Genomic DNA, 18,637 nt, shown 5'->3' with positions numbered 1-18,637 from the left:
CAAAAATCAATCCCCATCCATCGCATAGGGCCGCGCAATCGGCGCGCCCGGCAGCGGCGCGTGCTTGCGGCCGAAATCCGGCGCGGCCGAATCCTGTCCGATGGTGATGATGCCGCGCCGGATCGCACGGGTGCGGCTGAAATGCTCGAACAGGGCTTCGCCGTCGCCGCGCCGGATTGCGCGCGTGAGCTTGGCGAGATCCTCGTTGAAGGTGCCGAGCATTTCCAAGACGGCCTCCTTGTTGTGCAGGAACACGTCGCGCCACATGGTCGGATCGGAGGCGGCGATGCGGGTGAAATCGCGGAAGCCGCCGGCGGAGTAATTCAGCACTTCGGATTCCGTCACCTCGCCGAGTTCGTTGGCGGTGCCGACGATGGTGTAGGCGATCAGATGCGGCAGATGGCTGGTGATCGCCAGCACCAGATCGTGATGCTCCGGCGTCATGGTGGCGACCTTGGCGCCGAGCTTTTCCCAGAACGCTTTCAGCTTTTCGGTCGCGGCGTCTTCAGTGCCGTGCACCGGCGTGAGGATGCACCAGCGATTGACGAACAATTCCGCGAAGCCCGAATCGGGGCCGGAATTTTCCGTGCCGGCGACCGGATGCGCGGGGATGAAATGCACGCCCTCCGGCACGAAGGGCGCCATGTCGCGCACCACCGAGCCCTTGACCGAACCGACGTCCGAAAGGATCGCGCCTGTCTTCAGGTGCGGACCGATCTCCTTCGCCACCGCGCCCGATGCCCCGACCGGGATCGAGACGATGACAAGGTCAGCGTCCTTCACCGCTTCGGCATTTGTGTCCGTCACCTGATCGGCAAAGCCAAGCTCCATCACCCGCCGCCGCGTCTCCGGAGAGCGCGCGGTGGCGACGATGGTTTTTGCTGCGCCCGATGCGCGCGCCGCACGCGCAATCGATCCGCCGATCAGCCCGGCGCCGATCAGGGCGAGTTTCGAAATGAGGGGAGGGGTAGTCATCTCGGCATCGTGTCCCGGACGCGGCGCAACGCAAGCGTTGTGCCGCAGAGCCGGGACCCATGAGAGTTGAAATCGGTCCCGGGTCTGCAGCGCAGCGTTACACGCTGCACTGCACCCGGGACACGAGGTTTGTCAGTGGTGCTCATGCCTTCCCTATGAACTCGGCCAGTGTATTCACCACCAGCCGGTTCGCCTCCTCGGTGCCGACGCTCATGCGCAACGCGTTCGGCAGGTGATAGGCCTTCACCGCGCGCAGCACGCAGCCTTTCGACGTGAGCACCTTGTCGGCCTCCGCCGCCGTCTTGCCCGGCGTGTCCGGGAAGTGGATGAGAATGAAATTGGCGACGCTGGGCGTGACCGTGAGTCCGAGTTTTGAAATCTCCTCGGTCAGCCAGGGCAGCCACTTCTCGTTGTGTGCGCGCGATTTCTCCAGATGCGCGGTGTCGGCGAGCGCCGCCACCCCGGCGGCGATCGCCGGCGCGTTGACGTTGAACGGTCCGCGGATACGGTTGAGCGCGTCGATGATATGCGCCGGCCCATAGATCCAGCCGACGCGCAACGCCGCGAGCCCGTGGATCTTTGAGAACGTCCGGCACATCACGACATTCTCGGATGTCGCCACCAGTTCGATGCCGGATTCGTAGTCATTCTTGGTCACATATTCCGCATAGGCTGCGTCGAGCACCAGCAGCACATGCGGCGGCAGCGCGCGGTGCAGACGCTTCACCTCGTCGAACGGAACGTAAGTGCCGGTCGGATTGTTCGGGTTGGCGAGGAACACGATCTTGGTTCTCGGCGTCACAGCCTTGATGATGGCGTCGACGTCCGCAGTGTAATTCTTTTCCGCCGCGACCACGGGCTTGGCGCCGGCGCCCAAAGCTGCGATCGGGTACATGAGAAAGCCGTGCGTGGTGTGGATCGCCTCATCCCCGTCGGCGAGATAGGCGCGCGCCAGAAGATTCAGCAGATCGTCCGATCCCGCGCCGCAGATGATGCGGTCCGGATCGAGGCCATAGGTTCGGCCGATCGCCTCACGCAGCTCGGTTGCCGCGCCGTCCGGATAATCCTCAAGATGCTCCGCGCAATGCCGGTAGGCCTCGATTGCCTTCGGACTCGGACCAAGTGGGCTCTCGTTCGAGGAGAGCTTGAACACCTTGGCGACGCCGGGCGCGCTGCTCTTTCCCGGCACATAGGCCGCGATATCGAGCACGCCGGGACGCGGCTGCGGACGCAAGGGGGCAGTCATTGCAACAATCCTCATTGTTCCGTCATGCCCCGCAAAAGCGGGGCATCCAGTAATCACCGTGTTTCAGGCTGAGGCAATGCGCCAAGGCCGTCAGGGGGTTACTGGATCGCCCGCTTGCGCGGGCGATGACCCATCTGTTAGGGGCGCGCCGCCGGTTCCGGCTGCCCGCCGCCGGTGACCGTATAGCGACTTGCGTGGCTGCCGACGAGGGCCGTCGAGCGGATCGACACCCCGGCCCCGATAAGGGCATCGGTGATATCGCTGAGATTCCGGTTCTGCGGCACCGAAATCAGCAGGGCCGCCCCGTCGTAGGCGCCGTCCGGCACTGCGACGGCCTCGGCGAGGCCGGCCAGCACCTTTGCTGCTTTGGCGCTCCAGCCCGACACCCGCACGCTGTAGACCTGCACGTCGGTCGCCACCGCGTCCGGCGCGGATCGAGAAATCGCGAAGACCGGCAGCGAGGCCGGGTGGTCGGGCCGCTCGACGAAGGGCAGCCGGGCGATGATCTTGGGCGCCGCCTCCGCCTCCAAAGCCGTCCACCAGGCCCCCGCGCCGGCGATTTCCGTTGCCGGCACCAGCCCGAGGTCGCCCTTTGATGTCGTCACCGCGGCGACCACGCCACCGGCGCCGGCATGTTCCTTGAGCGGCACCGTGAATCCGAAATGAAAGCGCGCGCTGTCGCGCATGGCGGGCTCGCCCGCTGTAATGTCGGCATGCACCGCATACGGCGCCTGCACATGCGTGAAGGTGGCGATGATCACGCGCCAGATGCTCTCGACGGTATCGAGCGGCAGGATGCCTTGATGCCGCTGCACCAGCCGCCGCATCATCGCGGCTTCGCGCGCCGGCCGAAAGGCGGAGCCGGATTCCTGCGTGCCCTTCACCTTGATGAGGTTCTCGATGATCTGGCTGCGCTCGATCAGCAGCCTGTGCATGCTTTCGTCGATGCGGTCGATTTCGGCGCGCAGAGCGGCAAGGGATGGAGCTTTGGTATTCTCGGACATCTCTGCTTCCAACGCCTCATCCTGAGGAGCATCGCGAGGCGATGCGTCTCGAAGAATGGGGCGCCCTGCATTGGCTTCATCCTTCGAGACGGCGGAATTTACCATCGGGCCGCGCTTTGCGCGGACCCGTTGGCCGCCTCCTCAGGATAAGGTTCAAATTCACTGGGCGCAGCCTTGATAGAGTGGGCAGGCCGCCAAATCAAAGAAAACATTGACAGAAATGACCGGGGGCCTACCTAAGACAGCCCCGGCCCGGACCGGGGAGTCCGGGTTTTACGGTATGGTTGAGGCACATCTGAACGTGGCAAAGGACGCCGCGGGGACGCGCGAGGCCGATCATCCGCGCGACTCCGAGATTGTCCGCTTCGGTCCGGACAAGCCGCTGAGGCTGGATGCCGGGGTGGCGCTGTCGCCCTTTCAGATTGCTTACAAGACCTACGGCACGCTCAACTCCGCGCGCAGCAATGCCGTGCTGATCTGCCATGCGCTGACCGGCGACCAGCATGTCGCCAGCGTTCACCCGGTGACCCGGAAGAATGGCTGGTGGGAGACCATGGTGGGCCCGGGGCGTCCCATCGATACCGAGCGCTATTTCGTCGTCTGCGCCAATGTCATCGGCGCCTGCATGGGCAGCACCGGACCCGCGTCCATCAATCCGAAAACCGGAAAGCCCTGGGGGCTCGATTTTCCCGTCATCACCATCCGCGACATGGTCCGCGCACAAGCGATGCTGCTCGATCATCTCGGCATCGGCACCTTGTTCGCCATCGCCGGCGGCTCGATGGGCGGCATGCAGGTGCTGCAATGGGCGGCGAGCTATCCGGAACGTGTCTTCACGGCGTTGCCGATCGCCTGCGCCACCCGGCATTCGGCGCAGAACATTGCGTTCCACGAGGTCGGCCGTCAGGCGATCATGGCCGATCCGGAATGGCGCGGCGGCCGCTATCTCGTCGAGAACACCAATCCGCGCCGCGGGCTTGCAGTGGCGCGCATGGGCGCGCACATCACCTATCTGTCGGACGCTGCCTTGCATCGCAAATTCGGACGCAAGTTCCAGGACCGCGAGAACCCGACCTTCTCCTTCGACGCCGATTTCGAGGTCGAGAGCTATCTGCGCCATCAGGGCATTTCCTTTGTCGAGCGCTTCGACGCCAATTCCTATCTCTATCTGACGCGGGCGATGGACTATTTCGATCTCGCCGCCGATTATGACGGTGTGCTTGCCAACGCGTTCAAGGACACGCAGACGCGCATCTGCGTCGTCTCCTTCACGTCCGACTGGCTGTTCCCCACGTCCGAATCTCGCGCCATCGTGCATGCGCTGAACGCCTCGAATGCGCGTGTCTCCTTCGCCGAGATCGTCACCGACAAGGGGCATGACGCCTTCCTGCTCGATGAGCCGGAATTGTTCGCCATCGTGCGCGGCTTTCTCGACGGCGCCGCGCATGCGCGCGGATTGCCGGTGAAATCATGACCATGCTTGCCCGCCCGCCGCAGCAGCGCGACGCCCATGCCAATCGCACGCCCGGTTCTGCGCGCGTCGACCTTCTGGTGGTCGCCGACATGGTCGAGCATGGCGCGCGCGTGCTCGATGTCGGCTGCGGCGACGGCGAGCTGCTGCGGATTCTCACCGAGACAAAGGATATCGACGGCCGCGGCATCGAGATTTCGCGAGAGGGCGTGAACCAGTGCGTCGCCAAAGGCCTCGCCGTGATCCAAGGCGACGCCGATACCGATCTCGCCGATTATCCGGACGACGCGTTTGACTATGTGATCCTGTCACAGACGCTGCAGGCGACCTGGCAGCCGCGCCAGGTGCTGGAGCACATGTTGCGCATCGGCCATTACGCCGTCGTGTCATTCCCGAATTTCGGCCACTGGAAGATCCGGCTGAAGCTTCTCTTCCTCGGCCGCATGCCGCGCACCGACAATTTGCCGGACACCTGGTACGACACGCCAAATATCCACTTCTGCACCATCCGCGATTTCCGCCAGCTCTGCGAGGAGATCGGTGCTGAGATCGAGACCGCGGTCGCGCTCAATGCCTGGGGCTCGCGCCTGCGCATCAATGCGCCGTGGTGGTTCTGGAATCTGTTCGGCGAACAGGCGGTATTCCGGCTGTCACGCGGCCGTTAACCCATTATAAATATTCGTTATTCACGCATGATCTGCTTGCATCATGCGCATACCGGCGGTTGACGCGCAACAATCGTTCGCGATCACAAGTGTTGCGAAACATTACTGCAAATTGAATCGCTTGCCGGATTCCCGTCGCATTCTCGCCCGGTTCCGTCGTCATCGCGCCATCCGACGCCCCTGTGGATAACTCAGTGGCGTTCTCGCGTGCAGCCCGGTGGGGGCGTCTGGGTCCGCGCGAGCGAGGGACAACAACACGGGACGATTTGATGAATCTCAACTCGAAAAAGACCGCCATTTGGGCGGCATGTACGTTTGGACTTTGTGGAGCCGTGCTTTTCTCGGCTCCGGCGGAAGCGCGCCGCTACAAGAAGAAAATCGTGCGTCATCAGGTGCAGCAGGTCATGCAGGCACCGGCGGCAACGGCTCTCGCCGGTGAGGCCCGCCAGCTTTATGCCACGCCCGGCAATGTCGCGGCGGTGCCCGCATCACGTGCTTCGCGCACTGCGTCGCGGCGGGCCGCGCGCGCCGCGCGCAATTCCTACGCTGCCGCCACCACCGGCGTCGGCTCCTTCGGCAGCTTCGGCGGCAGCGGACTTGTCAGCGAAGCGCGCCGCTATATCGGCACCAATCCGACCGGCAAGAGCGCACTGTGGTGCGCGCGTTTCATGAACATGGTTCTGGAACGTTCCGGGCGTAACGGCACCGGCTCCGACATGGCGAGCTCTTTCGCTTCCTACGGCCGCCGCATTTCCGGCCCGCAGGTCGGCGCCATCGCGGTTATGTCGCGCGGCAAGCGCGGCGGCCATGTCGGCATCGTCTCCGGCGTCGATGAATCGGGCAATCCGATCATCATCTCCGGCAATCACAATCGCCGCGTCGCGGAAGCGACCTATCCGCGCGGCCGCGTGTACGCCTATGTGATGCCGAACTGACGTTGCGTATGCGTTGCGTGAAGTTGCGTCGTCTGGCGTGATGGTGCGTAGCGTTTGTATCAGTCAGAATTGATCACCGGAGCCGCAGCGCGATTGATATCGTGTCTGCGGCTCTGGATTTTTGATGAACCATCACGGCCGGAACAACAGGGCCGGCCATGACGAATAAACTCGGCACGCCACCACCCGCACAATCCCTGTTCTCCATGATCCAGCAGCGCGCGATCGCGTCACCACAGGAGTGTCGAAAAGCGCTCGATTGCCTCTTGACAATATTCCTAGATAGGACTATAAGCACATCACCTCGTCCATCCGAACTCGCATGTTTGCGAGTTCGGCAGCTTGAGAGGGCGAAGCCGGATTCCGGCTTCGCTTGGGGCGCTTGTCGCGAGGCGTCGTGCAGGCGGGACGAAGGACGGAGCGCGGCGGAGATGCGCCGCGCGGCCTTCCTGGACGGCGCCCGGTAATTCCGGGCCTCGGCCGGTGCGGCGCCCGCGGGCCGGTCTCGCAAACCGGCACTCGGGCCACGTCGGGGCTCCGCCCGAGGCCACTGATGGGCCTCTGCCAGGAGCTGGCTGATCCGTCCGCACAGTGCGGCTCCGGACAAAGCGCGGCCCGGCGTTGCAGTGAAGACGCCGCGATGGTGCGTCGAGAGACGCGGCGGCCTTCGAGAGGAGGTCGTCTTTACACGGACTTGGTTGCGTCACTCGGCGCACCATCCCCCTCTTTCATTGAGAGAGGGACAAAGGGAATAAGGCGATCCCGGCGCCTCAAACAATACGGGCGGCGGAGCGTTGGCTGTTTGAAAAATGAATCGGTAGTGATTCACCTCTCCCGCTGCGCAGCGAGACATCGGTGATCTAAGCCGGGTGAGGGGTCGTGCAATGCGCCTCACCCGGCTTACCCCCTACGGGTGCTTGCCATCCTCTCCGTAAACGGGAGAGGAAAAAGCTCACTTATGTATCAGCATGCTCGCGCCGGCCCTTTATCGCAGCAATAAAAGCCATTGCTTCGATCGCGCCGACAAGCAGGATCATCGCTAGAATTTTTGGCTCCATGGCTGCCTCTCGTCAACGCGCCGGCTGCGGCGATCCGAGGCCGCCGTCGCCGGAACGGCTGCGCCAGCGTGCCGCCAGACGTTCGGTAATCGGCCGCCGCTTCGGACGCACAACGCCGCGCGTGCGCGAATGGAATTCGTCGTCGAGAGAGGGCAACGCGTCCATCACCTCGTCAAAGGAAACGACCCCGCCATTGCCGGGAATTTCGCGCAGGCCAGGCGCGGCTTCGACGGCGCAGGCGTCGGGCGCCCAGGACGACAGAATGGCGCGCTTTTCATAAAGGGTGAGGTCCGGATCGCGGACCACATCGTCGGGCTGCGAATAGGCCCTGGCGGGGTGCAACAAGACATCAAGGTCGAATGCGGCGTCGCGATTACGGCCCTTACGCTCGTCATGGCCGCGGTTCATGGATTGTCCTCCTTTCTTCGCAGATGCGAACCGGCACCCTGCCGGTCCGCGCCGGGCACCGCACACCGCCCGGCGGCAAAAAAATTTGGCAAAAGATTTTGGCGTTTCAAGAGGGGGAGGCCGCTTCGCCTCACCGCCGCTGACAGGGTGCAGCGGGCCGCTCGCTCGGCCCGTTATGGAGCTCGCCTGCGGGACCCGTTGGCCCCCGCCCGCTCTCAAGCCCCGAGGAGGGGCGAACCTACTTGTGGATCAACGTTCCCGCGCCGTGGTCCGTGAACAATTCGAGCAGCACCGCATGCGGCACCTTGCCGTCGAGAATGACCACGCCTTCGACGCCCTGTTCCAGCGCGGTGATGCAGGTTTCCACTTTCGGGATCATCCCGCCTGAGATCGTGCCATCGGCGATCAGCTTGCGCACGTCGTTGACCGACATGTCCTCGATCAGCTTCTTCGACTTGTCGAGCACCCCGGGCACGTCGGTAAGAAGAAGCAGGCGCTTCGCTTTGAGCGCGCCGGCAATGTAACCGGCGAAGGTGTCAGCGTTGACGTTGAAGGTCTCGCCGTTCGGGCCCGACGCGGTCGGCGCCAACACCGGAATGAGCTCGCGTCCGAGGATCTGGTTGAGCACGGTGACGTCGATCTTATCTGGCTCGCCGACAAAGCCGAGATCGGCACCGATTTTCTTGGCGATCACCATGTTGCCGTCCTTGCCGGACATGCCCACCGCCTTGCCGCCCGCCTGGTTGATATGACTGACGATCTGCTTGTTGATCGAACCGGCCAGCACCATCTCGACCACCTCGATGGTGGCCTCGTCAGTGACGCGCAGGCCGCCCGAAAATTTCGATTCGATGCCGAGCCGCTTCAGCATGGAGGCAATCTGCGGACCGCCGCCATGCACCACCACGGGGTTGATCGCGGTCTGCTCGAGCAGAACGATGTCGCGCGCGAACATCCTCGCGGTATCCTCCTCGCCCATGGCGTGCCCGCCATATTTGATCACCACGGTCTCCTCGTCATAGCGCTGCATATGCGGCAGCGCTTCGGAGAGGATGCGGGCCTGTTCTTGCGGGCTGGTGGTCATGCTGGGGAGTCCTTGCCGGTTCGGCGGACCTTTTAGCGGGATGGTTCCGGATGCGGAAGGGGCAGGCGTTCAGGACTTCAGGGCGGCGAACGCGGAAATCGCCAGCAGAATCCATGCGCCGATGAGGATGGCACCGCCGGTCGGCGCTGCCATCGGAAACAGGCGGTGGCCAAGATAGGCGCGCATGATGAGGTCGCCGGCAAAAAGAGCCGCGCCGCAGATCATGGCAATGAGCGCGGCGAGGGCAAGCGGCCGCGACAGCAGCCCCTGCGCGATGGCGGCGCAGGCGGCGATAATGGCGGGGGAATGAACCAGCAGCATCTGGCTGGCGCTGTCGAGCCCGGTGCCAGGTTTGGCGTGGGCGCCCGCGGCAGCGAGCGCGATGCCGGCAGCGCCCATCAGGCTGGCGAGCGCGATGAGTATCTGCAAAGACATTTATCCTCGCTCCTTGATCAGCCGCGCGATGGCCGCGCGCAGTTCGGGAATGCCGGCTCCTTCGCGCGAGGATGTGGTGAGAATGCCGGGAAACAAAGCCGCGCGTTTCTTGGTCGCCGCCTCGATCTCGGCGATGCGTTCTTCCAGCTCGGAGGCCTTCGGTTGATCGCATTTGGTCAGCACGATCTGATGGCTGACCGCGGCTTGACCGAGCAGATCGAGCATTTCGATATCGGCGCTCTTCAGCCCATGCCGGGAATCGATCAGCACATAGACACGCGCGAGATTGGCGCGACCGCGCAGATAGGCATGGATCAATTCGGTCCAGGCTTTCACCTTCGCCTTCGGCGCCTCGGCATAGCCATAGCCTGGCATGTCCGCGATGCGCAGGTCGGAGTTGCCCTCGAAGAAGATGATTTCCTGCGTGCGGCCGGGGGTATGCGAGGTACGCGCCAGCGTCTTGCGGTTCGTCAGGGCGTTGATCAGGCTCGACTTGCCGACATTGGAACGCCCCGCAAAGGCGATCTCCACGCCTTGCATCTTCGGCAGCGTTTCCAGCGAACTCGCCGCCCAGGCGAATTGCCAGTCAGCCCCGAACAGTGCGCGGCCGGCCTCCATTTCTCCGTGAGTGAACTGTTTTTCCATCGGGATCGGGGCCGGGGCAGCCGTCATCATCGGCGGGCCAGCGTGTATGGCACAACAGGCGCTGCAAATGAAATCGCCCGCTTGCGCGGGCGATTTCAGCAACATTCTAACTCTGGGGCTTTTTCTTTCCGAACAGCTCTTTGATGTTGTCCCACAATTCGATCTTGGCGCCATGCTTGTGCATGATGATCGATTGCTGCGCGACCGAGAGCGTGTTGTTCCAGGCCCAGTAAATGACAAGACCGGCCGGGAAGCTCGCCAGCATGAAGGTGAAGATCAGCGGCATCCAGTCGAAGATCATCTTCTGCGTCGGGTCCGGAGGCGACGGGTTGAGCTTCATCTGGAACCACATCGTGATGCCCATGATGATGGGCCAGATGCCGAGCATCAGGAAAGGTCCAAGCACGGGGACGACGGCGGGATTCCACGGGATCAAGCCGAACAGATTGAAGATCGTGGTCGGGTCGGGCGCTGCGAGATCCTGAATCCAGCCGAAGAAGGGCGCGTGCCGCATCTCGATGGTGACGAAGAGCACCTTGTAGAGGGCGAAGAAGACCGGGATCTGCACCACAATGGGAAGACAGCCGGCGAGCGGATTGATCTTCTCCTTCTTGTACAGCTCCATCAGTGCCTGCTGCTGCTTGACCTTGTCGTCGCCATAGCGCTCGCGGATCTGCATCATTTCCGGTTGCACCGCCTTCATCTTCGCCATCGAGGCGTAGGACTTGTTGGCGAGCGGGAAAAAGACGGCCTTGATGATCACGGTCACGGCCAGGATGGCGAGACCGAAATTGCCGAGCCAGCGGAACAGCCAATCGATCACCGAGAACAGCGGCTTGGTGATGAAGTAGAACCAGCCCCAGTCGATGAGCAATTCAAAGCGGTTGAGATTGAGCGCTCTGTCATAGCCGTCGACCACATTCACTTCCTTGGCGCCGGCGAAGAGGCGGCCTTTCGCGGTGCCAGTGCCGCCAGGCGCAACGGTGACCTGGTCCAGCAGATAGTCGGTTTGATATGTGCGCAGCGAGCCGATCTGCCCCGACGAGAAGCGCGCCTGCAGGCTGGCCGTCGTTTCCGGCAGCAGTGTCGCCGCCCAGTATTTGTCGGTAATTCCGAACCAGGCATTGGTGACCTTGAAGGTCTGTTCCTTCGCCTTTTCGATGTCGGAATAGGTGACCTCCTTTAGGCCCTGTTCGCCCATCACGCCGATCAGGCCTTCATGGAGAATGTAGTAGCCGAGCGTCTTCGGCGTGCCGTGGCGCGAGATCAGCGCATAGGGAAATAGGGAAATCGGCGCATCGGTCTTGTTGGTGACACCGTCCTCGATGGTGAACAGATATTTGTCGTCCACGGAAATGACGCGGCGGAATTCGAGACCTTCGCCGTTGTCGTAAGTCAGGGTGACCGGCTTGCTGACCGTGAGCGGGCCTGCGCCCTGTTGGGTCCAGACTGTGTCGGCGTTCGGCAATTTCACCTTGGCGCCGCTGCCGGCGACCCAGCCGAACTCGGAATAGAAGGGATGGGGCGAGCCCGACGGCGCCAGCAGCACGATCGGCGGCGATTTCGGGTCAACGGTCTCGCGGAACTTGATCAACGCGATATCGTCGAGGCGAGCGCCTTTCAGCGAGATCGAGCCTCTGAGGTCGGCGGTCTCAATGGCGACGCGGGGAGATGCTGCCAGCACGGCTTCGCGGGTTGCGGCCTGACCGGGAATGGCCGACGGCTGACCCGGCACCTGAACCTGCGGTGTGCCGCCGGGTTGCGCCGGCGCACCGGGTGCGCCTGGCGTCTGCGTCGTCTGCTGCTGGGTTTGCTGCGGCTTGAGCTGCGCTTCCTGCCGCTGCTTCTCCATCTGCGGCATGCCGACAAAATATTGCCACACGATCAGGACCAGGGCGGACAGCCCGATGGCAATAAACATGTTCTTCTGGTCGTTCATCGCGTGTTCTCGGTCGTGGGTCTGTGGCGCCTGTCTACGGCAGGCTTGCGTGCTGTCGAATTCGGGGAATGGGCGCGGGCGACCGCTTGCTCCAGATCCTGCCTGATCCGCTCGAAGGGCAGCTCCAAGGCTGACCGCCGGCCGACCAGAACATAATCATGCCCTGGCTGAAAGCGACCGCCACCACTCAGTCTGACAGCTTCGCGCAGGCGCCGCCGGACGCGATTGCGCTCGACGGCATTGCCGACTTTCTTGGATATCGTGAAGCCGATGCGGATGGGGCCCTGATCCTGACGTTTGCGGGCTTGCAGAACAAAGGCCGGCGCCGGAACCTTGATGCCGGTCGCAGCGGCCAGAAAATCCGCCCGTTGCCTCAAACGCTCCATCGCAGCAGGGCCGACATGCAGCCCGCCCTATCAGGCGCTGAGGCGCTTGCGGCCGCGCGCGCGGCGAGCTGCCACGACCCTACGGCCGCCTTTGGTGGCCATGCGGGCGCGGAAACCGTGACGGCGCTTGCGCACGAGCTTGCTCGGTTGATAGGTCCGTTTCACGGGTCTGATCTCCGCTGATCGCGGCGCAATGCCGGATGTTGTTGGATGCCGCCGCCGGGCTGGCCTCGCCTGCGCGTCGCAGGGCCGCCGACGTCAAATTCCCGCGGCTTATAAGGGAGGCGGCCCGCTTCCGTCAATGCAAAGGCCGCCTTTAGCCCTGGTTAATGGGGCGGAACGCCGCCTTGGCACAGGGCGGGATCACTTTTGGCCTCAAAAAACAGTGACATGAGCCCGCTTGCCCGGTCGTGTATAGATCGCTGCGACTTTCGCACAGGAATGGTTCATTGCCAGAGGCGGCGACCAGCAGAAGCGCGCGGGGTCGGAAAGCTGTCGTTCCATCCGGGACGGCGGGCCCATCCGCCTATGGCCTGCGCCGTTTTGTCCCGCTGGCAGTCATCTTCACCCTCGCGGCGGCTGTCTACGCGATGGGGTGGCATCACGCCCTGTCGCTGGAAACCCTTGTCCGCCACCACACGGCCTTGTCCGCCTTGGTCGATCGCCATCTGTTTCTGGCGCTCCTGGCTTATCTGGCACTTTACGTTGCGGCGGTCACTCTGTCGCTTCCCTGCGGTGCCATCCTCAGCACCACCGGCGGCGTGCTGTTCGGCGGCCTGATCGGAGGGGTTGTCGCGATCCTTGGCGCTACCATCGGCGCCACCTGCCTGTTCCTGATCGCGCGTAGCGCATTCGGAGAATTCCTGATGCGCCGCGCCGGACCGCGCCTGACCAGTCTGGCTGCCGGGTTCCGTGAAGATGCCTTCAGTTATCTCCTGTTTCTGCGGCTGGTTCCGGTCTTTCCGTTTTTTCTGGTCAATCTGGCCCCCGCTCTTGTCGGCGTGAAGCTCAGGCCTTTCTTCGCGGCCACCTTGCTCGGGATCATTCCTGCGACATTCGCCTTCGCTTTTGTCGGCGCCGGTTTCGACGATGCGGTTCAGGCGCAGACGGAGGTCTTTCGACTCTGTGAAGCGGCGGGCCGGACCGATTGCAGGACTGACATCGATCTCGTCGCCACCCTGACGCCGCAACTTGTTGCCGCGCTTGTTGCCCTCGGGCTTGTCGCGCTGGTTCCGGTCGCGGTGAAGCGGATGCAGGCTCGCAAGCAGCGGTCATGATCCAGCCGTTGCGATGAGACGCGGATGACGGACATCCTGACTCCCGATATTTGCGTGATTGGCGGAGGCTCCGGCGGACTTTCCGTTGCCGCGGCGGCAGCCGCCTTCGGCGTACCCGTGGTGTTGATCGAAAAAGGCAGAATGGGCGGCGACTGTCTGAACGTTGGATGTGTGCCATCCAAGGCGCTCATCGCGGCCGCAAGACGCGCGCATGAAGCAAGAAATGGCAAGATCTTTGGCGTCAATGCGAGTCAGGTGGACGTCGCCTTTGACAAGGTACACCGTCACGTTCAGGACGTGATCTCGGCGATTGCGCCCAATGACTCGGCTGCGCGGTTCACCGGTCTCGGGGTCAAGGTGCTGCAGGAGGAGGCGCGCTTTGTCGATGCAGAAACCATCGTTGCCGGAGAACGGCTGGTGAAAGCGCGCCGCTTCGTCATCGCGACTGGTTCCGTTCCCCGTATTCCTTCCATTCCCGGTCTCGACAAGACGCCGTATCTGACGAACGAGACGATCTTCGACCTGAAGGAATGTCCGATGCATCTCGTCGTCATCGGCGCGGGACCTGTTGGGCTTGAGCTCGCGCAAGCTTTTCGCAGGCTGGGCGCGGCGGTGACGGTTCTGGAAGCAGCCAGGCCGTTGGCGGCCGAAGATTCAGAATGCGCTCAGGCGGTTCTCAACCAGTTGCGGCGCGAAGGGATCATCCTGCGAACAGGCGTGAAGATCGCGCATACAGGCCGCATCGACGGCAGAGGAGTGAAGATCACGCTCGAAGCGGACGAGGACATCATCGAAGCCAGCCATCTTCTGATCGCGACCGGCCGGACACCGAGCTTCAGCGGCCTTGGTCTCGACAAGGCCGGTATCAGGACCGATCCGTCAGGTCTCCTCGTGAGCAAAAGACTGCGCACGACCAACATGCGGGTTTATGCGATCGGCGATGCGGCGGGCGGCCCGCAATTCACCCATGTCGCCAACTATCACGCCGGCCTTGTCGTGCGGAATGCACTGTTTCGCCTGCCGATTGCCGTCAACAACGATATTGTGCCGCGGGTGACCTTCACCGATCCGGAACTCGCGCATGTCGGACTGACCGAGGCGGATGCGCGACAGCGTCATGGCACAATCCGCATTCTGCGCTGGCCATTTCATGACAATGATCGCGCCCAGACCGAGCGCGATGCGCGAGGGCATGTCAAAGTAGTGACCACAAAGCGCGGCAAAATACTTGGCGCCACCGTCGTCGGCGCGCAGGCTGGAGATCTCATTTCAATATGGTCGTTGGCGATCAATCGCGGCCTCGATATCCGCGCAATGACTGGTGTGGTATTACCTTATCCGACGCGGGCTGAGGCGGGAAAGCGCGCCGCCATTGACTTTTTTACGCCTGGTTTGACGAGCCCTCTACTGCGCCGCATCATCGACATGTTGCGCCGGTTCGGTTGATTCACGCGCGTCCAGGACAACGATGGCACGTCGACGCAAATTCATTCGCCCTCCGCGCGAGCCGCGTTTCGGGCTTTCAGGAAAGCTCCTCATCCTGACGATTCTTTTCGTCATGATGGCGGAAGTGCTCATCTATGTGCCGTCGGTCGCCAATTTTCGTCTGACATGGCTCAATGACAGGCTCGCGGCTGCACATACGGGGGCCTTGGTGCTGGATGCCGCGCCAAGCGGTATGGTTCCGGAAAGCCTGGCGCGACAGATCCTGAACAGCGTCGGTGCGCGCGCCGTTGCCATGAAGGTAGAGCAGCAGCGCCGGTTGCTCGCCGTATCGGACATGCCGGCGCAAGTGCATCGCGAATTCGACATGCGCGACGTGACGTGGATCTCCGCTATTGTGAACGCCTTTCACGCCATGACCGATCCGCAACACTATATCTTGCGCGTAAAAGGCCCGGCGCCGCGCGGTGGTGAATTCGTCGAGATCGTGATCGACAACGCGCCGTTGCAGCGCGCGATGCTGCGCTTCTCCTGGAACATCCTGGTTCTGTCGCTCATCATATCCGCAATTACAGCGGCTTTGGTCTATCTCGCATTGCATGTCCTGTTCGTGCGTCCGATGCGCCGGATCACAGCCAACATGATCTGGTTCGGCGCCGACCCGGAAGACTTCTCGCGTGTGATGGTTCCGTCCAAGCGCGAAGATGAAATCGGCACCACGGAGCGGGAACTGGCGGTGATGCAGCGGGACCTTGCCTCCATGCTGCATCAAAAGAACCGGCTTGCTTCGTTGGGGTTGGCGGTCTCCAAGATCAATCACGATCTGCGCAATCTTCTTGCCTCCGCGCAGCTTGTGTCCGACCAGTTGTCGAGCCTGCCTGATCCGCGCGTGCAGCGCTTTGCGCCCAAGCTGGTGCGCGCCCTGGAGCGCGCGATCGCGTTCTGCCAGTCCACATTGTCCTATGGACGCGTGCAGGAGCCGCCGCCGGACCGCAAGATGATCGAGCTCGAAACCCTGGTCGAGGAAGTGCGGGAAACGCTCGGCCTGACGGATGAGAGCGGGATCGCCTGGATCACCGCCATCGAGCGTGGCGTCAAGGTCGAGGCCGACCACGATCAGCTTTTGCGCGTGCTGCTGAATCTCACGCGCAACGCGGCGCAGGCATTGGAGAGCCGCGCCCCCAACGATCCTTTCCGCGATCAGATACGCATGACCGGCCGGCGCGAGGGATCGGTCGTGGTGATTGAGGTGTCCGATACCGGACCCGGCTTGCCGTCGCGCGCGCGCGAACACTTGTTCGAGGCTTTCCAGAGCTCCACCCGAACCGGTGGCTCCGGCCTGGGTCTTGCCATCGCCGCGGAACTGGTACACGCCCATGGTGGCGAGATACGGCTGATCGAAGGCACGATCGGAGCCACATTCCAGTTCACCATTCCCGACCAGGCGGTCGATCTGGAAGCGCACCGGCCCGAACGGGCGCGGGCCTGAGGGTTCCTCGGAATAGTCCTGATCAGAGGGGGTTTACCCCGCATGCCGGGGGGCATGCGGAAGGCCGATCATGGACATTCCGGTGTCGCTGCTTGGACTGGCATGCGCCGTGCCGCCTCACAGGATTGCCCAGTCCGAGGCGACGAGAATGGCGAGAGCCATTTTTGCGCCGACCATCTCCCGATTTCCGCAACTGATCGATGTGTTCTCAAATTCGGGCATCGAGGAGCGCTATTCGGTGGCGCCGCTCGATTGGTTTGACCGCGATCACGACTGGCCCGAGCGCACGGGCGTCTATCTCGATGGCGCCGGCGCATTATTCGTCAAGACGGCGCGCGCGGCGCTCGCACAGGCGCGGCTCTCTGCGTGCGACGTCGATATCGTCGTCACCATATCCTCGACCGGCATCGCAACGCCCAGTCTTGATGCGCGGGTTGCGAATGAGCTCGGATTCCGCTCCGACATTTCGCGCATTCCGGTTTTCGGCCTGGGATGCGCGGGCGGCGTGTCAGGCCTTTCCATAGGTGCGCGCCTGTCGCGAAGCGAGCCCGGTGCGGTCGTGCTCGTCATCGCCGTCGAGTTGTGCACGCTGGCCTTTCGGCGCGACAGGACGACAAAAGCGGATGTGATTTCCTCAGCGCTATTTGGCGACGGCGCCGCAGCGGCCGTGTTGCAGGCCGGCAAGCAATCCTCCGCCTTGGCACTGATCGGCGAGGGCAACGAGCACACCTGGCCGAAAACGCTCGACGTGATGGGGTGGTCGGTCGATCCGATCGGTTTCGGGGTTGTATTGTCGCGCTCGTTGCCGAAATTCGTCGAGCAACGACTTGCTGGTCCGGTCAAGTGCTTTTTACAGAAGCTGGAGACGCGAGAGAGGCCACGCTTCATCTGCCATCCCGGCGGCATGAAAGTCCTGCGCGCGATCGAGAAGGCGCTTGGCGTCGATGCCGCGGTCTTTTCCATCGAGCGCAACGTGCTGCGGCGGTTCGGGAACATGTCGGCGCCGACGGTTCTGTTCGTGCTGGACCAGACTCTTGGCGCAGGATTTTCAGGCGATGCCATCCTGGCCGCGTTGGGGCCCGGTTTCACAGCCAGCTTTCTGTCGCTTGAGATTTGCCATGGGTGAGGGCGGCTGGCTCGTTCTGTTCATTGCGTGTCAACGCATCGGCGAATTGCTGATCGATCGCCGCAACACCATCCGGCTGCTGGCTGCCGGCGGCATTGAATGCGGGCGCGCCCATTACCCGCTGATCGTCGCATTGCACTTGGCGTGGATCGTCGGGCTCTGGATTTTTGGCCGCCTGCAGGATGTCGATCGTGCATGGCTGATCGTCTTCATCGTCCTGCAGGCGGCCCGAATCTGGTGTCTGGCCTCGCTTGGAGCGCGCTGGACTACACGCATTATCGTCCTGCCGGGCACGCCCCTGGTGGGCCGCGGACCTTATCGTTTCATGAAACACCCGAACTATGCGGTGGTGGCCGCCGAAATCGCGGTGGTGCCGCTCGCGCTCGGCCTGCCGGCCTTTGCCGCGCTATTCACCGTGGCCAACGGCCTGATTTTGCTCTGGCGCATGCATGTGGAAAATGCCGCCCTGACGGCGGCAGGGCCGATACGGGGGAAAATCCCTTGCCAATAGGTGGCTTGGGCGATAGCTATCGCCCCGTTGCGCGCGGGCGTCAGGGCCCCCGCGACACGCGCCCGTAGCTCAGCTGGATAGAGCACCAGACTACGAATCTGGGGGTCAGGAGTTCGAATCTCTTCGGGCGCGCCATTTTTCTTTCCGGGTCTTCGCGCCGGTAGCTCAGCTGGATAGAGCACCAGACTTCGAATCTGGGGGTCAGGGGTTCGAATCCCTTCCGGCGCGCCATATCCACTCGGTCCGTTCCGGACACATAGGTTACGTTTCATTCCGGAGACATGGGTCAGCGTGTCGATGTTCCTGATCACAAATCGATCGCGTGCTTGTGCAGCCTGCGCTTCCTCAAATGTGAGGCTCCGAAGAATGGGTCAGATTGCGCTCACTTTGCAGCCAAATGCAGAAAGGATTGTTCTCAATATAGAAGTGCGGAGATAGGTCCATTTTTCTGTCACAAGTCCATGACGCTGATTCATCTGACCTGAAGTCGAGAAAATCAGGAGTATGTGCCGGTTCAGCCGCCTGCGCGGCTGCCCATTG

Annotated in this window: 17 protein-coding genes, 2 tRNA genes and 1 pseudogene; 10 read left to right on the top strand and 10 right to left on the bottom strand. The window is 62.8% G+C overall.

What is annotated here, in order from left to right; genetic code table 11:
• Positions 1-6 precede the first annotated feature (6 nt).
• The 3 genes from RO009_06210 to RO009_06200 all read right to left on the bottom strand — a co-directional run bounded on the left by RO009_06210 (position 7) and on the right by RO009_06200 (position 3,225).
• Positions 7-975 (bottom strand): prephenate/arogenate dehydrogenase family protein, encoded by a 969-nt coding sequence (locus tag RO009_06210; protein MDT3684617.1) that lies wholly within the window; start codon positions 973-975, stop codon positions 7-9.
• A 142-nt stretch (positions 976-1,117) separates the two neighbouring features.
• Positions 1,118-2,221, bottom strand: a complete 1,104-nt coding sequence (gene hisC, locus RO009_06205; GenBank protein ID MDT3684616.1) for a histidinol-phosphate transaminase — start codon at positions 2,219-2,221, stop codon at positions 1,118-1,120.
• A gap of 137 nt (positions 2,222-2,358) precedes the next feature.
• Positions 2,359-3,225, bottom strand: coding sequence for a chorismate mutase (locus RO009_06200; protein ID MDT3684615.1), 867 nt, complete (start codon positions 3,223-3,225; stop codon positions 2,359-2,361).
• Positions 3,226-3,505: 280 nt separating this feature from the next.
• Here RO009_06200 and RO009_06195 point away from each other — a divergent pair, with 280 nt between their 5' ends.
• From RO009_06195 to RO009_06185, 3 genes are all read left to right on the top strand, one after another.
• Positions 3,506-4,699 (top strand): homoserine O-acetyltransferase, encoded by a 1,194-nt coding sequence (locus tag RO009_06195; protein MDT3684614.1) that lies wholly within the window; start codon positions 3,506-3,508, stop codon positions 4,697-4,699.
• Between the two features lie 2 nt (positions 4,700-4,701).
• Positions 4,702-5,361 carry a methionine biosynthesis protein MetW gene (metW, locus tag RO009_06190; protein ID MDT3684613.1) on the top strand — a complete coding sequence of 220 codons (660 nt, stop codon included), beginning with the start codon at positions 4,702-4,704 and terminating at the stop codon, positions 5,359-5,361.
• A gap of 332 nt (positions 5,362-5,693) precedes the next feature.
• Positions 5,694-6,296, top strand: a complete 603-nt coding sequence (locus RO009_06185; protein ID MDT3684612.1) for a TIGR02594 family protein — start codon at positions 5,694-5,696, stop codon at positions 6,294-6,296.
• Positions 6,297-7,366: 1,070 nt separating this feature from the next.
• Here RO009_06185 and RO009_06180 read toward each other — a convergent pair.
• The 7 genes and pseudogenes from RO009_06180 to rpmH all read right to left on the bottom strand — a co-directional run bounded on the left by RO009_06180 (position 7,367) and on the right by rpmH (position 12,416).
• Positions 7,367-7,762 (bottom strand): hypothetical protein, encoded by a 396-nt coding sequence (locus tag RO009_06180; GenBank protein ID MDT3684611.1) that lies wholly within the window; start codon positions 7,760-7,762, stop codon positions 7,367-7,369.
• Positions 7,763-8,000: 238 nt separating this feature from the next.
• The gene (gene argB, locus RO009_06175; GenBank protein MDT3684610.1) at positions 8,001-8,846 is read right to left on the bottom strand and encodes an acetylglutamate kinase; all 846 of its coding nucleotides are present in this window, start codon (positions 8,844-8,846) and stop codon (positions 8,001-8,003) included.
• Positions 8,847-8,915: 69 nt separating this feature from the next.
• Entirely contained in the window at positions 8,916-9,281 is a 366-nt protein-coding gene (locus RO009_06170; protein MDT3684609.1) for a DUF423 domain-containing protein, read from the bottom strand.
• A complete protein-coding gene (gene yihA / locus RO009_06165) occupies positions 9,282-9,926 on the bottom strand; it encodes a ribosome biogenesis GTP-binding protein YihA/YsxC (protein MDT3684608.1) in 645 nt (214 codons plus the stop codon).
• Between the two features lie 106 nt (positions 9,927-10,032).
• Positions 10,033-11,865 (bottom strand): membrane protein insertase YidC, encoded by a 1,833-nt coding sequence (yidC, locus tag RO009_06160; GenBank protein MDT3684607.1) that lies wholly within the window; start codon positions 11,863-11,865, stop codon positions 10,033-10,035.
• Positions 11,866-11,990: 125 nt separating this feature from the next.
• Positions 11,991-12,251, bottom strand: a pseudogene (gene rnpA, locus RO009_06155) (ribonuclease P protein component).
• Positions 12,252-12,281: 30 nt separating this feature from the next.
• Entirely contained in the window at positions 12,282-12,416 is a 135-nt protein-coding gene (gene rpmH, locus RO009_06150; protein MDT3684606.1) for a 50S ribosomal protein L34, read from the bottom strand.
• 284 nt (positions 12,417-12,700) lie between these two features.
• On the opposite strand from rpmH, the gene RO009_06145 reads away from it, so the two are divergent.
• From RO009_06145 to RO009_06115, 7 genes are all read left to right on the top strand, one after another.
• Positions 12,701-13,528, top strand: a complete 828-nt coding sequence (locus tag RO009_06145; GenBank protein MDT3684605.1) for a TVP38/TMEM64 family protein — start codon at positions 12,701-12,703, stop codon at positions 13,526-13,528.
• Between the two features lie 24 nt (positions 13,529-13,552).
• Positions 13,553-14,974, top strand: coding sequence for an FAD-dependent oxidoreductase (locus RO009_06140; GenBank protein ID MDT3684604.1), 1,422 nt, complete (start codon positions 13,553-13,555; stop codon positions 14,972-14,974).
• A gap of 22 nt (positions 14,975-14,996) precedes the next feature.
• Complete coding sequence (locus tag RO009_06135; protein MDT3684603.1) at positions 14,997-16,460, top strand: HAMP domain-containing sensor histidine kinase; 1,464 nt, start codon at positions 14,997-14,999, stop codon at positions 16,458-16,460.
• Positions 16,461-16,530: 70 nt separating this feature from the next.
• Positions 16,531-17,586 carry a type III polyketide synthase gene (locus RO009_06130; GenBank protein MDT3684602.1) on the top strand — a complete coding sequence of 352 codons (1,056 nt, stop codon included), beginning with the start codon at positions 16,531-16,533 and terminating at the stop codon, positions 17,584-17,586.
• The gene (locus RO009_06125) at positions 17,579-18,097 is read left to right on the top strand and encodes an isoprenylcysteine carboxylmethyltransferase family protein (GenBank protein MDT3684601.1); all 519 of its coding nucleotides are present in this window, start codon (positions 17,579-17,581) and stop codon (positions 18,095-18,097) included. The genes RO009_06130 and RO009_06125 overlap by 8 nt, the downstream gene beginning before the upstream one ends.
• Positions 18,098-18,155: 58 nt before the next feature.
• Positions 18,156-18,232 (top strand) — tRNA-Arg (locus tag RO009_06120).
• A 19-nt stretch (positions 18,233-18,251) separates the two neighbouring features.
• Positions 18,252-18,328: transfer RNA gene (locus RO009_06115), tRNA-Arg, on the top strand.
• The last annotated feature ends 309 nt before the right edge of the window (positions 18,329-18,637 follow it).

It is taken from the genome of Pseudorhodoplanes sp., from assembly GCA_032027085.1.
Classification (GTDB): domain Bacteria; phylum Pseudomonadota; class Alphaproteobacteria; order Rhizobiales; family Xanthobacteraceae; genus Pseudorhodoplanes.
Note: the sequence above shows the minus strand (reverse complement) of the source record. Positions and strands in the feature narration are given on the sequence as shown.